General features: G+C 41.2%; 11 protein-coding genes and 1 CRISPR repeat array. Of the genes, 3 read left to right on the top strand and 8 right to left on the bottom strand.

What is annotated here, in order from left to right:
* Positions 1-494 precede the first annotated feature (494 nt).
* The 3 genes from G5B42_RS09105 to G5B42_RS09095 all read left to right on the top strand — a co-directional run bounded on the left by G5B42_RS09105 (position 495) and on the right by G5B42_RS09095 (position 2,529).
* Positions 495-791 (top strand): hypothetical protein, encoded by a 297-nt coding sequence (locus tag G5B42_RS09105; protein WP_181340165.1) that lies wholly within the window; start codon positions 495-497, stop codon positions 789-791.
* A 240-nt stretch (positions 792-1,031) separates the two neighbouring features.
* Complete coding sequence (locus G5B42_RS09100) at positions 1,032-1,220, top strand: hypothetical protein (protein ID WP_181340164.1); 189 nt, start codon at positions 1,032-1,034, stop codon at positions 1,218-1,220.
* Positions 1,221-1,273: 53 nt separating this feature from the next.
* Positions 1,274-2,529, top strand: a protein-coding gene (locus tag G5B42_RS09095) for an IS3 family transposase (RefSeq protein ID WP_181340163.1) whose coding sequence is annotated in 2 segments (ribosomal slippage) — positions 1,274-1,580 and positions 1,580-2,529 — 1,257 coding nt in all. Because the reading frame shifts where the segments join, the coding sequence is not laid out codon by codon here.
* A 61-nt stretch (positions 2,530-2,590) separates the two neighbouring features.
* Positions 2,591-4,276: a CRISPR direct-repeat array (repeat unit 30 nt; unit sequence GTTTCAATTCCTCATAGGTAGGCTAAAAAC).
* A 265-nt stretch (positions 4,277-4,541) separates the two neighbouring features.
* On the opposite strand, the gene cas3 is transcribed toward G5B42_RS09095, so the two are convergent.
* The 8 genes from cas3 to G5B42_RS09055 form a co-directional block, all read right to left on the bottom strand.
* The gene (gene cas3, locus G5B42_RS09090) at positions 4,542-6,764 is read right to left on the bottom strand and encodes a CRISPR-associated helicase Cas3' (protein ID WP_181340162.1); all 2,223 of its coding nucleotides are present in this window, start codon (positions 6,762-6,764) and stop codon (positions 4,542-4,544) included.
* Positions 6,761-7,468: a CRISPR-associated protein Cas5 gene (gene cas5 / locus G5B42_RS09085; protein WP_181340161.1), complete on the bottom strand. Its 708-nt coding sequence runs from the start codon at positions 7,466-7,468 to the stop codon at positions 6,761-6,763. The genes cas3 and cas5 overlap by 4 nt, the downstream gene beginning before the upstream one ends.
* Positions 7,469-7,479: 11 nt before the next feature.
* A complete protein-coding gene (gene cas7i / locus G5B42_RS09080; RefSeq protein ID WP_181340160.1) occupies positions 7,480-8,367 on the bottom strand; it encodes a type I-B CRISPR-associated protein Cas7/Cst2/DevR in 888 nt (295 codons plus the stop codon).
* A gap of 1 nt (position 8,368) precedes the next feature.
* Positions 8,369-10,018 (bottom strand): hypothetical protein, encoded by a 1,650-nt coding sequence (locus tag G5B42_RS09075; RefSeq protein WP_181340159.1) that lies wholly within the window; start codon positions 10,016-10,018, stop codon positions 8,369-8,371.
* Positions 10,019-10,194: 176 nt separating this feature from the next.
* Positions 10,195-10,968: a CRISPR-associated endoribonuclease Cas6 gene (cas6, locus tag G5B42_RS09070; protein ID WP_181340158.1), complete on the bottom strand. Its 774-nt coding sequence runs from the start codon at positions 10,966-10,968 to the stop codon at positions 10,195-10,197.
* 146 nt (positions 10,969-11,114) lie between these two features.
* On the bottom strand, positions 11,115-11,663 hold the full coding sequence (locus tag G5B42_RS09065) for a hypothetical protein (protein ID WP_181340157.1): 549 nt from the start codon (positions 11,661-11,663) through the stop codon (positions 11,115-11,117).
* Positions 11,664-13,068: 1,405 nt separating this feature from the next.
* A complete protein-coding gene (locus G5B42_RS09060) occupies positions 13,069-13,728 on the bottom strand; it encodes a YARHG domain-containing protein (protein ID WP_231133416.1) in 660 nt (219 codons plus the stop codon).
* Positions 13,729-13,928: 200 nt separating this feature from the next.
* Positions 13,929-14,237 carry an aldehyde dehydrogenase family protein gene (locus G5B42_RS09055; RefSeq protein ID WP_331274097.1) on the bottom strand — a complete coding sequence of 103 codons (309 nt, stop codon included), beginning with the start codon at positions 14,235-14,237 and terminating at the stop codon, positions 13,929-13,931.
* Between the last annotated feature and the right edge of the window lie 113 nt (positions 14,238-14,350).

Here is a 14,350-nt window from a genome sequence, read left to right as displayed (position 1 = left end):
TACAGAGAGGCCATGCTGGCCAGAAGCGCCGGGCCTTCGCAAACAGACTAAATGCGCAAAATGTCAGGATGCTATGTATCTCTTAGCCGCCGAACTATGGAATTCATAATTGCCAAACACACACCACATAGCAAGTAACAAAATTTCTTAAGGGATAAAGGACTGGATGGGGCACAAAGGAGAGAAGTAATTAAAGCATTTAAATCCGGTGCAAAAGTCGCTAAATTAGACAAAGATTTGGTCGTATACAGATATTATGGGGGCGCTTCAGAGCCTAGAGGTAAATGGGTAACTAAAAAGTTATTAACAGATCCAGTTAATCAGTTAGCATTACCGCCGGGGTCTACAACTGAAAAGGTTAAACAATGGGTTATTCCTAAAGATACGTAAGTGTTAATAGGTACAGTTGCCCCTAATTTTGGAAAACCAGGAGGAGCACCACAGATTTATGTGCCAGATCCCTCTGTATTAAAGATTAAAGTGAGGTGAAGATAATGAAATATAACTTACAAGACTTTATACTAGAACTTAATACCATAATACCTGAAATAGAGCGAGAACTTACTAATAGAAAGATGGGAATTGCTGGAGATGGTACAGTTGAACAATTAACACTATTTATTGATGAGCTAAAAAAGATACAAAGCATGGCTGTTTCAAATAATTTACCGTCTAAAGAACATAGATATACGGCTTTTACTTGGTATATTACTGATTCTTGGTACCAAAATTCACAACTTGGTAAGAAGTTATGTGAATTAGCTGATAAGTATAAGAGAAAGTTAGAATAGATTTAATGAGATGACTATATAGTTGCGATAACTATTTTTGGTAAAATTAGATTGAATGCACCCGAGTGTCCGGCGGAATTAGCAAGAGATAAGGGTAACATTACGTTACCCTTATCTAATTTTTATGACGTGGGAATTGAAGGCTAGTGTATAATTAAGTTCGCAATTTCAAAAAGGAAAAGCCATCGGGGCTCCGAAATGGTAAGTTGCCTAAACAAACCATGAAAGGAGTGTTACCCGATGGCTTACCATAAGGATACCCTAAATTTAGAAAAATTGCTACTGAAATTTTTAGGTGAACCGGACCCCATGTTAGCTATGCTACAATGGCTATGTCACAAACTAATGGAAGTAGAGGTTGAAAACAAGCTATGCGCCGGCAAAGGCGAACACTCACCAACAAGAACCGGTTACTATCTAGCCCCCTAATAGAGTTGGAGAAAAAGTACTAACATGTTAGAATGGAAGCAGGGGGTAAAAAGATGAAAACAAAACGCTACGACCAGGAATTTAAAGAACAAATCATCAGAGAATGCCAGGAAGTCGGTAATGCTGCCTTGGTAGCCAGACGTCATGGCCTCTCCAAAAACACCGTGCATAACTGGCTCAAAGCATCAAGAAGAAATGGCTCTGTTGTCCCTCTCCCCAAAAATAAAGAGCAAAGACTTAAAGAAGCCGAAAGACGCCTGGAGGAGCTTAGCCGGGAAAATGACCGGTTGAAAAGAATTGTTGCCGAAAAAGAGCTGGAGTTGGCAATTTTAAAAGAACTGCGTGATTTGGCAAACCCTCGGTAACCGACAAAGTCATGGTCGCGAAAAGGTGGATAGGAAAGGGATATAATACAAATTTGGTTCTTGACTTTGTCGGTTTAGCGGCATCCACCTTTTACGAGAATATTAGCCGGGAAGAATTGCCGAAAGAAAAGACGGATAAAGCTGCCGGCCGACCTAAAACCCAGTTTTCATCCACCCTTGATGGCCAGAGAATACCTGATGAACAAATCAAGGAATGGCTATGCGAATTAATCTGTGGCGATGGTTTTCCTTATGGCTATAAAAAGCTTACCGCCACTTTGGTTGAGGATTATGGGCTGGTCATCAATCATAAAAAGGTTTACCGTCTGTGCAAGGAACTGGAGATTCTTAAACCGCAAAGGGTTTGTCGGCCTAAACATCCTAAACGTTTACCGCAAAGGACCGAAATAACCGGACCGGACCAACTCTGGGAAATGGACATAAAGTACGGCTACATACATGGAGAAGAAAGATTCTTTTTTCAACTCTCTTTAATCGACGTTTTTGACCGCTGTGTTATTGACTATCATTTAGGCTTAACCTGCACGGCCAAAGATGCCTGTCGGGTCTTACGGAACGCTTTGAAAAAACGTGGCCTTAAACCTGGAATGAAAATGCCGCGGGTAAGGACGGATAATGGCCCACAATTCATTGCCAATTTCTTTGAAGAATTATGCCACAAGCTTGGCATAATCCATGAAAGAATCCCTATTGGCACGCCAAATTTAAACGCGCATATTGAAGCCTTTCATTCGATTCTCGAAGATGATTGCTACAGCAGGCATCAGTTTAACAGTTATGCGGAAGCTTATGAGCAGATTTCATTATATATGGATTATTATAACCGGCGCCGCCGCCATGGGAGCCTGAAGAATATGGCGCCAGAAAAGTATTATCAGGCTGTTATTAGTAATTCTATAAAACCTAAAACTTTTGTGGCATAATCTCCGGATTTAAGGGGTCAAGCCGATTTCATCGAAAAACTAAAACCCCGGCTTGCCTGCTGTTTCAATTCCTCATAGGTAGGCTAAAAACAAAGCCCGACTGTAAAAGTGATCGCGGTCATCTTTGGTTTCAATTCCTCATAGGTAGGCTAAAAACGAAGATTTTGTCAAGAGATTCACTACCAGCCTGGAGGTTTCAATTCCTCATAGGTAGGCTAAAAACGCAGGCGTCGCTAAAAAAGTGGCGCTTGTTTCTAGTTTCAATTCCTCATAGGTAGGCTAAAAACGCATGGAATGAAGAAATTGTTGATTGGATTGCTTATGTTTCAATTCCTCATAGGTAGGCTAAAAACCTGCACCACAAACAGTGCAGGGGTTTCCGTTTGGGCGGCATGTTTCAATTCCTCATAGGTAGGCTAAAAACTTTGTTACGCCGTAACGTTACCAACTGTTACAGTGGTTTCAATTCCTCATAGGTAGGCTAAAAACCAGCCTTGGCCCGGTTTGCTATCCTGCACCGTTCGGCGTTTCAATTCCTCATAGGTAGGCTAAAAACTTTTGATAGTTAAGGTTAGCCCCCAACCAGGTACTAGTTTCAATTCCTCATAGGTAGGCTAAAAACCCCGCGGATCATCATGGGCATTGAGATGGATGGAAAGTTTCAATTCCTCATAGGTAGGCTAAAAACACATTCCATTCTCCCGAATATCACTTCCATAAAATCCCGTTTCAATTCCTCATAGGTAGGCTAAAAACGGTCGACTGCTTGAAGAAAACCGCAAGTTGAGCGAAGTTTCAATTCCTCATAGGTAGGCTAAAAACCATCGTGACCCTGCGCTCGTCTGTCGGCCGGTGCGCTGTTTCAATTCCTCATAGGTAGGCTAAAAACGCGGGGTTTGCTGGTTCAGCAGTTGAGAGCGTTCCGGTTTCAATTCCTCATAGGTAGGCTAAAAACCATCCCGGACAGTTACGAGGAGCTGGTCGAATATTAGTTTCAATTCCTCATAGGTAGGCTAAAAACGACGTATTCATCGTGGATGATGCGGTCAGGGACGACGTTTCAATTCCTCATAGGTAGGCTAAAAACGAGGTGCGGCCGTCTGCCTGTCTTGCGAACCGGACGTGTTTCAATTCCTCATAGGTAGGCTAAAAACCTCGGCGGTCGCCCGGTCTTGGACAAGAGGGTTATGTTTCAATTCCTCATAGGTAGGCTAAAAACTGGCCGTGGCCAAACAGTCCCGGGAAACGGCTTGGAGTTTCAATTCCTCATAGGTAGGCTAAAAACGACGATCGACTCCATGCGTTCATTGATCGCCCTCACGTTTCAATTCCTCATAGGTAGGCTAAAAACTTAGCTTCATCAATTGACGACAGCCCAAATTCGGATTGTTTCAATTCCTCATAGGTAGGCTAAAAACGAAAATTTCATCTCGCCTCCTCCCGGAGATAGGCCTGTTTCAATTCCTCATAGGTAGGCTAAAAACCGTATATCACCGACCGCCGGGAACAATTCAAAAGCGGTTTCAATTCCTCATAGGTAGGCTAAAAACTATAAGCGGGGTCTTCCCGTTTTTTCGGGCAACCATGTTTCAATTCCTCATAGGTAGGCTAAAAACTTTTTTGTTCGGGTATACCGTACATTTTAATTATAGTTTCAATTCCTCATAGGTAGGCTAAAAACTTTCCACCTGAGCACTACAATTTTAATCCTGAACAGGTTTCAATTCCTCATAGGTAGGCTAAAAACCCGTTTGAAGTGCGCTTTTTTTACCCAGTGCGGACCGGAGAAAGGGAGCGCGACTGGGTATGAAACCGCGGAAAGCCTCGAAAAAGCTAAGAAAAATCGAATTTTATGTTTGTCGTCGATCCCCCGGGTTTTTTACATCACCGGGGGTCGACAACAAATTCATTTAGCATTAAAAAAGACAGCTTCCTTATTAGCCATAACATGAATAAATTAGTGGGAAAAAGCTGATAACAAGCTAACCCCATGCCATATTATATCTGTGAAGTTAACTTCTGTCTTGCGGCTTCAAAAATGCTCCATACTTGCTATCATACGTTAAATCACAGAACAACACCCCTTCATGTAGCCGGGAATGTCTTCTTGCGTACCAGTACGGAATCCTTACCTCATACCACTTTCTTTCTCTTGGCGAACTCTTGCAAACCTCAGCAAAAAAGCAATACGGAATAACAGTAACTGTTTCGTATTTTTCCATTCTTGTCCGTTCATATTCGTTGCGGGGTGAAATGTTATCCAAAATAGCTAACCGAGTTTTTTGGCTTTGTTCATATTGGGTTAATGCTTCACTAAATCCCTCACGTTCCTCAACGGGATAATCTTTATAGACACTCTCAACAATTGTCAATAAATCCTTTTCATTTAAATCAGAAGACGCCTGTTTGAATTCTGCGAAAGACTTTTCTAAAAGATCCGGCGCGTTGATCGGATTATACATCTTTTCTGCTTTGGCATCAGCTTTATATATAAGCACTCTACTATCCCTCTCCGGATCTCGACGCCGGTTAACTCTCCCTGCCCGTTGGACCAAAGCATCAGGGGGAGCGCATTCAGTAAAGAGCCAGTCAAAGTCAATATCTAAAGAAACTTCGACAACTTGAGTGGCAATTACAAGTCTGGCCCTTTCAAATGATTCTTCAATTGCCTTTCTGTCTTTGGCTATAAATCTTGAATGGTAACAAATGGCATCATAAGCTTCAAATTCCTTGGCCAGTGTTTGACACTTTTCAACTGTATTGACAACCACAAGAATTCTGTGACCTTTTTTAACGGCCTCTTTAATCTCTGCTATATCCTCCTCAATGAATTTATCTTTAGTAAAATATTTACTTCTTTCCTTATCGAGCAGCTCAGTATCCTTAAAAACCGTGGATGATGGCAGAACCTTCTGAAATAATGAGATAATACTCTCCGGCATGGTGGCGCTCATCAGTAAAAACCGTGCTCCCAATTGGGCAAAATGGCTGATCATCGAGACAATCAGTCCCAACGTCCACCCATCATAAGCGTGGATCTCATCAAGAATAATCACGCTATTTGCGGCATTAATCTCTTTAAGGACCCATTTTCCTGAGTTGAACCCGCTGGTCAGTAACTGGTCGACTGTTCCTACTGTGACCGGTCTAATAAATGATTGATCAAACAACAAGTTTCTCTTTTCTTCGCTTCCACTGGTTGTTTCATTATCTACTTCGGATTCAAAGATTAGATTGGCCGAAGAATGCGTCAACCCGACATTTTCTTCACCAAAAAAAGCACACAACCTGGACCAGATACTGTTGGCTGTAGCTTTAGTGGGCAGAAGGTATATTATTTTGGCGCCGCCCATAGCGCGTGAATTCTTTACCGCCCATAAGATTGATGCTTCCGTTTTCCCACTACCGGTCGGCGCCACAGCAATAACGTCTCCTTCTTGTTCGGATAGTTTTTGTTGAAATAATGATAATCCGTTAAACTTGATATTTTTCTCTTGGCATCTCTTTTTTAAAACCTCTATAATATGATCTTTTGATGCGCTGATGCTGTATGAGACCTTTGTTTTACTTGAACCCAACCAATCGGCATAGATTAGAATGCCCTTTATTAGCACAAACAACGTTCGTTCCCGATCATATTCATTTTTGGGGAGCAGTTGGGGTAAACATTCAAGCAGTTTAAACAGTCCCTTTAATCCATTCATTTTGGCAAATCTCTCGGATAAGCAGGGAAAATACCAACCTTCTCTGGCAAAGAACTCTTTTGCCAGGGTTATAGCTTCTTGAATCCCATCCAGATATGGCAAGGGTGGAGCAGCAACTTTTTCCCGTTGAAAAGATGAAAAAGTAAATTCTACCGGTAAATGATGCCCTGCCACTGCCAAGACTTCCAATGGGAATACCGAATATTTGCTTTCCTTATTCAACTCTTTCCAGGCCTCGAAGGCGAAGTTAAGTGAGATTAATTCATGACGGTAGTTCTTTCTGCGGTCAAATTTAGTCTTCTCTCTTATGGCAGCCATCATCTTCTGAAACGGCTCAATATTCTTCCCGATGTCGTGAAGAACTACCGTCATGAGGGATCCTTTCAGAAAACGTTCAACAGAAAAACCGTACTTGTTCGATAATCGCTCAATTAAAGGTCTCTTATACTCTACGACTTCCTTCCAAGCCTTGTAAACAACCTCGAGATGTTCTTCATATGTTTGGTCCGGTTTGGCATAATAAATTGTCATAGTAGAGCCACACTCTTTTCGCCAAACTTCAGTCCTTCTAATGGTCTAATTAACTTAACGGGGGTATCGACAAAGGTAAACGGTTCTCTCCGCTTTACCCGCCTGCCTTCTCCGGTAAAATCGAATTCCACCGGGAGAAGATATACCCTGGGAGTATAGAGTTCTTTCAGCAGAGGAATTTTCGTAATGTCAATATTTGATTCATAATTACTGCCGTGGTCTCCTGGAAGAACTGTATTTGAGAAATGAAAGAGTGGCGTCAGGTCAGTCTGAATGATTGAGCCCACACTTTTTATTTTTAGCAAATCATCGCTGCAACCTGCGGTTAGCGCATAACAGGGATCGGTAACAGCCCGCTGTATATCTCTAAGAACACTTTCGTTTTCTGCGGTGACAAACAACTCAAGATCCAGTCCAAATAAAAGCTCCCTGGTTAAAACCGCTGATATTGTCTCTTTGCTTTTTATCTTCCGGTATTTCCATAAATCATTAACCGTGCTCTGGCTGGTACCGATGACACCAACCCTTATCTGATTGCCATGATAAAACTCCATACTCTCTGCGAAAGATAAACCCAATGCAGCGCCTAAGAGGCCAATGATTGTTGTTAAAGGGGGAAGGGGCAGGGTTTTTTGGAAGGTATGGGTCTCCGGTATGCGAAAAGAGGCGGTCTCTGAATATGCCTTTATATTAAAACAATACATATTCTTCCCACCTATTCCCCTAAATAGTGTTTTTCAACCCAACCCTTCATTTTTTCAAAGGCTTCACCGATTGGCAATACTTCAGAAGGCAAGTTTTCAAACATACCCTTTTTGGCGCCCATGACGTATTCAATGATTTCTTCTTTATAATCATTAATGGTTTCTTGCAGTAAATCAAATCTAATCGAATTATCTTGTGGCAAAACAGTCTCCAAGAAGATAGGGTTCTTAACTTTCATAATAGCTGCCGCAACAAATTTTGGAGAAATATCCGCCAAAAAACGGGTTTGCCTTCCAGTAGACCACAAATTCTTGATTGCATCGAGAAGGGCTTTTACCCGATTGGTCTTTTCATCAGCAGAAAGGTCTGTTTCAAAACCCTCACCACAGCCAACTCGATCCAGTTCAATCAGGATCGTTCCCCGGTATATACCGGAATGGATTTCCGTCTCGAAAATATTCGGGTCTCCCTTGTCCTTTACACCCATGTAGTTGGTGCCAAAATCTAAATCCCCTTCATATCTGCATAATGAGATCAAAGGCGATACCCGCACTGGCGAAGTCCTTTTGGTGGCCGTTCCTTTTTCTCCCTCAGCTTTTTCTGTACCCATGTATCCGAAGAGATCATCGTCAATGTAAATGTCTGGTCTCTGCATGGTGGTAGCCGCGCCTTTGGCAATAGTTGCGGCTTTCCCTTCCGACAACTGCCAGCCCATCGTTCCCAGTTGCTCCCGTAATGCTCTTCTTACCCACTGGGCGGAGCCGTACGGGTATTCTTCAGTCCCGCGGGAAAACTTCTTAATGCTGGAGATGTTATCCGCCTCTTTATCGGACCCGTTAAGACTGGATAAAGAAACTAAACTTAAATAGGTTATAGTCAGCGCTTTGGCATCCTTCATCTTAATTTGCCTCCTTCTTCTTATTTTTTTCACTGACCACAGCATTGTAAGTATTTAATGCGGCAACCATGCAAAATTGTTTAAATTCCTGGAAATTATCGTCTGTCAATTTTCCTTCATAAACTTCCTTCGGGATTAGAAAATCACTACCCAACCTAAATTGCAGGCGGTTTAGTTGTTCCAGAAAATCGACTTTCCGGCGGCATTTCCTCAGAGCGAACAAATCTCCTTTTTTCCCTCTATCGCTGTTGCCAACGGCTCTTCCGATACACTTGCCCAAGCTTACAGCCGCTTCCTGTTCTTCCTTAAACACCATATCACCCTCCTTTAATAATAATTCATAAACTAAAACCATTTCATACAGTGGTCTAAAGTACGAACTGTTAGTATGAAAAACATGTCGCTCAACCAGGTCCAGGATAGACTGTTTCTTCAGGATGCGTTCGCAAATTCTATTCCGGAGCAAGGTTTTGTTCTCGTTTTTTGACGCTTCATAGTCCACGCAATAGCTGAGAACTTCTTTCATCCGTATTTTAATTGTTTTTTCGATCTTTTCATGCAACCTGAAGAAATAGAGGGTTTCCTTAAAAGGCCAGATCATTTTTCCGGAGAAGGTATCGCCCTCGTTTTTGGTTTGAATCACGTAAAACTCCAAAGGAGCGGTATTGGTAGTTAGATTTAACGCCGCATCGACATCAAGGTCTATCTCATCCATCCCAGGCTCAAGACGATTGAGCAGGCATCTATCGTATAGGGTGTACAAAAATGAATACGTGATCTCGTAAGGATGCTGGTAATACCCGCCCAAAGGATGTTCGAAATTCCGGAGAAGATTCTCATCCTGGTATTTTGTGCTTTCCAATAAGTCATGGACTTGACACATTTTTTTCAGGGAAGTAGAGTACGGAAGAAAAATGGAGAGGCTATCCCCTTGGGTTGAATAAAAGCCGACAACGGGGACGTATTTCCCCAACATGGAACATTTCCAGCAGACTCTTTCCGGTCTTCCGGCGTTAGGATTAAAAGAGAGTATTCCTTGGGAACCGGTAATAAAAGGAAAGACGGTTTGATTGGCATCCTCCAGGCTTCCCGTCTCTTCCCCGCATAAATAGCAATACTTTCCTTGCTTTTTTTTACCGATGGCTATTTTAACTTTGGGTTTAACAGCATTTGGTCCATCAAGCAATAGGCCGGCTGTTGTTATTTTTAGCCCGTTCTCTTTCACAAATTCCTCCATTCTTTCTTGCAGATGTTTATATTCATCCGGCAAAATATGTTTTTTCGGATCTTTCCATTTAATCATGCCCTTAGTTGGCCTGGCCGCTTTATCGAAAATAATCCCGGCAATTCCCACAGCCTTTTTCTTTGGGAAACTAACGAACTCGTCTTTTTGGGAATCGTAATAGAAATTATAAGAAGATCTGTCTTCGATCTGTTTTTTGGTTGACAAATTGTAGTATCTATCTACAAGCAGGTTAAAGGCATCTTCCAGGGCTTTTTTAATGTCATCAGCGGCGCCATCTAAAACGAATTTACTATCCTCAACGTGGGTGCTGATTTTTGGTAAGTCTATTTCTTCTAACAATTTAATAAATCCGGTTAAACCACAGTCAAACCAGAAATGACCTGTTTTATTAAACACAACCTCCAAACCTTATCCCCCCTTTGTACAAAGCTATGAAAAATGGAATGGTTTCATGTATTTAGGAAATTATATAATTTTTATTTCAATTTTTGTAATCAAATTCCTGCCCTTACCAGTAAACATGCTTGTCTAGTAAAAAGTCCAATTAACTGGCACTGGTTGAATTTTCGGTAGAATTATAACTATTCGTTATTATTTATTAGATCAAGCAACCCAAAACCCATGCTGTTTTTGGCACCTAATCCTGCGTCAACCGCCACTTGAAGAAGTGAGGCCGGTCCCTTCATCGATAATATCCCGGAATAACCCTTGATCACAAAGTTTTTATACTTAATAATTTGTAATTTGGGCTGCCGTAAAGGCTTAATCCGGATCTCTCCTTCCGGGGGTGCGGCTCCATAGATGGCTTGATATTTTTTATGAAGGTTTTCTGTGGCCAATCGGGTAAAGTCACCATCACCGGGTTGGAAGTAACAGGTATACTTGCCTCCCTCCGGTCTTAAAAGGGTACTGTACACCACAACCGGTGAGAGAGTTTTTACACGTACCTCTGTTTCAACGTGCGTACGTTCCTTATCCATCACTACCAACGGCCTGTCCACTTTTACTCCTTGAATACGAAGAAGAACGGGACCGATTCGCATATTATTTTTGGTCATTATCCCGTTTACCAGGGACTCGCAAAACCTTTCCACCGGGGAAGAGACAACCAGTTTAGCCGGAGAAGTATAAGTGATCTCTCCCCTGTCAGAATTAAAGCGATATGCCCCAGTCAAACGGGAAAACGTAAAAAGTTTAAACCGGCGGCCAGCACCTTCAAATCCGGTATTGTGTAAAAAGTCAGCAATATTCCTGTCTAAGGTAGCGTAGATGGCTGATTGGATCAAGTGATTGTAGTGAACCGGGATAGTAATGTGGTCATTGTCTGAGCTGGAAAGCTCGATTAGTAAGCGCATGGTACCCTCCATTTATACAGCTTTAAAATCTGATCAAAATCTATTTCTAAATGAGAGAGCTTGTTTTATTGACTCCTTCGTTGTAATGTCATAAAAGCAAGCTCTCTCATTTGTAATTTATTCGTACCTGTTAGATTTGTATTTTTTTAACTAGAAATTGAGGTAATAATTTCTAATATTCTTTTTCGGGGAAAGGGGTCTATATCGCTAAAATTAAACCGTACTATATTCCCGCTTCCTAAGCACCAATAACATATTTGCTCGATGCTACATATTGGATTCGATAATTGAAACTCATTAAACAAACCGACTAAAGCACTGGTCTCTTGATATAAATTTTCTTCTCGCCCAAAATTTAAAATAATGATTTTTGGGGCATCTAAATCCTCAATGCACTTAAAGCTTATTCTACGTTCTTTATCAATAATAATGTTAGTTTTAAGAGGTTTTAGTTTATCGTACGGTTGTGGGTATTCTTTATAGGCTATCTCTTTAGCATTTTGTATGAACTTCTTCACTAGAGGATGTTTATGCTCTCTATGAAGAATTCCTGGATCTCCTTGCTTTGAGAAGGATTCTAATAATAAGCTTAATGTGATTTGAACCGCTATACCGAATTGTTTACTTCTTTCTGTGTTTTCTGTTTTATAATTAAAAGCAGCCGCATAAAATTTATAAATTGGTATAGTTTTCATAACGTTTCCTCCCTAAAATAAAAAATTAATCTTTTTTAGGCAGGAAATATAAATTATCTATAGTAATATAGATAATTACGGGGCGATCTAGTGGCAGCTAGATCTATTTCCTGCCCCTCACAAACCATTTTTGGGCTGGCTGTGTTTAACAAAACACAGCCATTTTTTTGGTGACGCTCTTATTTTAATATATTTTAATATAGCTTGTTCTCGTATTCATAAGCTTCCGTCCTCCTTTCTATTTAGGTTTTTCCTTATAGGTAGGCTATTTGTCTTCCATACTATCATAACTTTTATATTTCAATTCCTTATAAGGTATACTTTAATAAAAGTTATAATAGTGATATATTAAGTATACTATAAATTCCTTTGATTTACAAGTAATTATTTTCCATTTATATTCTTAATATTATTTCCATTAAATATATTAAAATCCGGTTGGTTTAACCGGATTTTTTATTCATCCTTTAAATCTTTTATAAGATATATTTCACCCCATAGCAATTTTACGGTAAGCTTGTTATCAAAGCAATTTACGGAACTATATCCGGATGTTATTACTTATTATTGAAGGATTGCAGGTTATAGCCCGATTCATTTCACAATGGGCTATATGTTTCGTACCCCAGCTATATCACCCCACAGCTTAATAAGAGTACCAGTTCCGGTAATTTTATCGTAAAAATCGTGCGTGACCGGGTTTCAATTCCTCATAGGTAAGCTAAAAACACCGACAGGGTTGTGGAGCCGTACCAGTTGGTCTTGTTTCAATTCCTCATAGGTAGACTAAAAACGTGGGGGCGCGGGGGGCGCGCTTCACCTAGTACTCGTTTCAATTCCTCATTGGTAGACTAAAAACATGAGGGCATTAATGGTTTGGTCTTTTTCGGCCAGTTTCAATTCCTCATAGGTAGACCAAAAACCTGTTGGAAGGCGAAGACTTGCGGGAGTTTAAGCGGTTTCAATTCCTCATAGGTAGACTAAAAAGCGGTGTAGCCCATCCCTGGGCGGACGATATGAATCTGTTTCAATTCCTCATAGGTAGACTAAAAACCGTTTAAAGTGCGCTTTTTTTACCTAGTGCGGCCTGGGGAAAGGGGACGCGACTGAGTGTGAAAACCGTGAATTCCTTGAAAAATCTAATAAAACTCAAATTTTGAAGTTGTCGTCGATCCCCCGGGTTTTTTACATTACCGGGGGTCGACAACAATTTCATTTAGAAGAATTCTGTGTCTATATTTCTATTATTATAACTATTTTCCTTCTTTCCTCCATCTTTGAACATCAAAATCTGCTTCTCCTCTACCCTGTCCCGGAAAGACCACCGCACCGTGGTCCCTTCCCCGGCTCGCTTGAGAGCCCAAGCTTGAGCCTGATGATATAGCGGCAGGAAGGCCGGAATAGATCAGTTTTTGAGGGTAACATTATCCGCCATCTTATAAAACTCACGCCCCCCTATCTCCACAGCAAGCCGTTCTATACCGAATTTATTGAAGGTATAAATCTTAGAAACAGGAAATCTAAGGATGACCGGATCTTTAAAATAGATTGTATTTTCCTTTGGATTCGCCCAAGTAAAACCATCTCCCCCCGATTCTTGAAACCTTGCATCATGCTCATAGATATCAATCTGTGAGACTGAAAAGAGCAGCACATTTCCACGGATCGTATATGTTCCGGCTAAACCCTTAATCAACTGTAATTCACTCATCTGGCTGAATAAAAACTCAATTTTGATATCGGAGTAAATGACAAACCGGTCGCTCCAACCGGCGGCCATCACAAATATATCTTGCCAAACGCCTTCCTTTTCCGGCCCCCATACAATAGTCTCGCTGTTTTCATCCATTTTCTCGAATTTTTGGATCATCTCAATATTTTTTCTTTCCACTTCGCTTAAATCCGCATATGAAACAGTCTTTGTTGGTTTATACCAATCGAACCTGGAGAAATACTCGGTTAATTCTTCACTGGCGAAAATATGCCCGTGCTTGGCATAGATTGCATTCCGCAACAACCTGAAGGATTTTCCCTGCATTTTGCCTAGAGAGATCAAATCTATCAAGTAACCATCATCTAATCTAGATATATTACCCAGTAAGATATCTTCAACTAATGGCTACCAATGAAAACAAAACCAGGATAAATAACGCTTTCTTCATCACAATCCCCCTATATGTAAATACGCGGCCAGGAAGAATATCTCCCCGGCCGCTTAATTTCATCATCCTCCATTTTATCAGCCCACGGCCCCGTGCGGTATTATCAGCGCAGTACTTTCTTCAAAAGGTTAAGCTTGTTTCTATACGGAGGATACCGGAGCGGGAGGTCAATAGCAAAGGTCTGCTTTAAAATACTTTTGGTGTGGGAGAAGGTTTCAAAACCCTTTTTCCCATGGTAGGAACCGATGCCGCTGGCCCCCACCCCGCCGAAGGGCAAATGGTAATTGGCCACATGCATGATGGTATCATTAGTGCAGCCGCCGCCATAGGACAGGTTATTCACCACCCAATTCTCCAGATTACTATCCTTAATGAATAAGTAAAGGGCAAGCGGTTTCTCCCGGTTCCTTATGATATCCTTTCCCCAATATTTTAATTTGCTTTAAGCGCTTGAGCTCTTTATGAATTACATCCTTGATTTCAACAACAATTGGAGTTGGGGTTTTTACCTCCAGGTATTGTTTG

The sequence above is a fragment of the Capillibacterium thermochitinicola genome (assembly GCF_013664685.1).
GTDB classification, from domain to species: domain Bacteria; phylum Bacillota; class UBA4882; order UBA10575; family UBA10575; genus Capillibacterium; species Capillibacterium thermochitinicola.
The sequence above is the reverse complement of the archived record's forward strand: the minus strand, read 5'-3'. Positions and strand labels throughout refer to the sequence as shown.

Bases quoted from the DNA above. Each gene is read 5' to 3' on its own strand.
- cas5 (WP_181340161.1), bottom strand. From the start codon at position 7,468: ATGTATTGTTTTAATATAAAGGCATATTCAGAGACCGCCTCTTTTCGC.
- cas3 (WP_181340162.1), bottom strand. From the start codon at position 6,764: ATGACAATTTATTATGCCAAACCGGACCAAACATATGAAGAACATCTC.
- G5B42_RS09065 (WP_181340157.1), bottom strand. From the start codon at position 11,663: ATGAAAACTATACCAATTTATAAATTTTATGCGGCTGCTTTTAATTAT.
- cas7i (WP_181340160.1), bottom strand. From the start codon at position 8,367: ATGAAGGATGCCAAAGCGCTGACTATAACCTATTTAAGTTTAGTTTCT.
- cas6 (WP_181340158.1), bottom strand. From the start codon at position 10,968: ATGCGCTTACTAATCGAGCTTTCCAGCTCAGACAATGACCACATTACT.
- G5B42_RS09105 (WP_181340165.1), top strand. From the start codon at position 495: ATGAAATATAACTTACAAGACTTTATACTAGAACTTAATACCATAATA.
- G5B42_RS09100 (WP_181340164.1), top strand. From the start codon at position 1,032: ATGGCTTACCATAAGGATACCCTAAATTTAGAAAAATTGCTACTGAAA.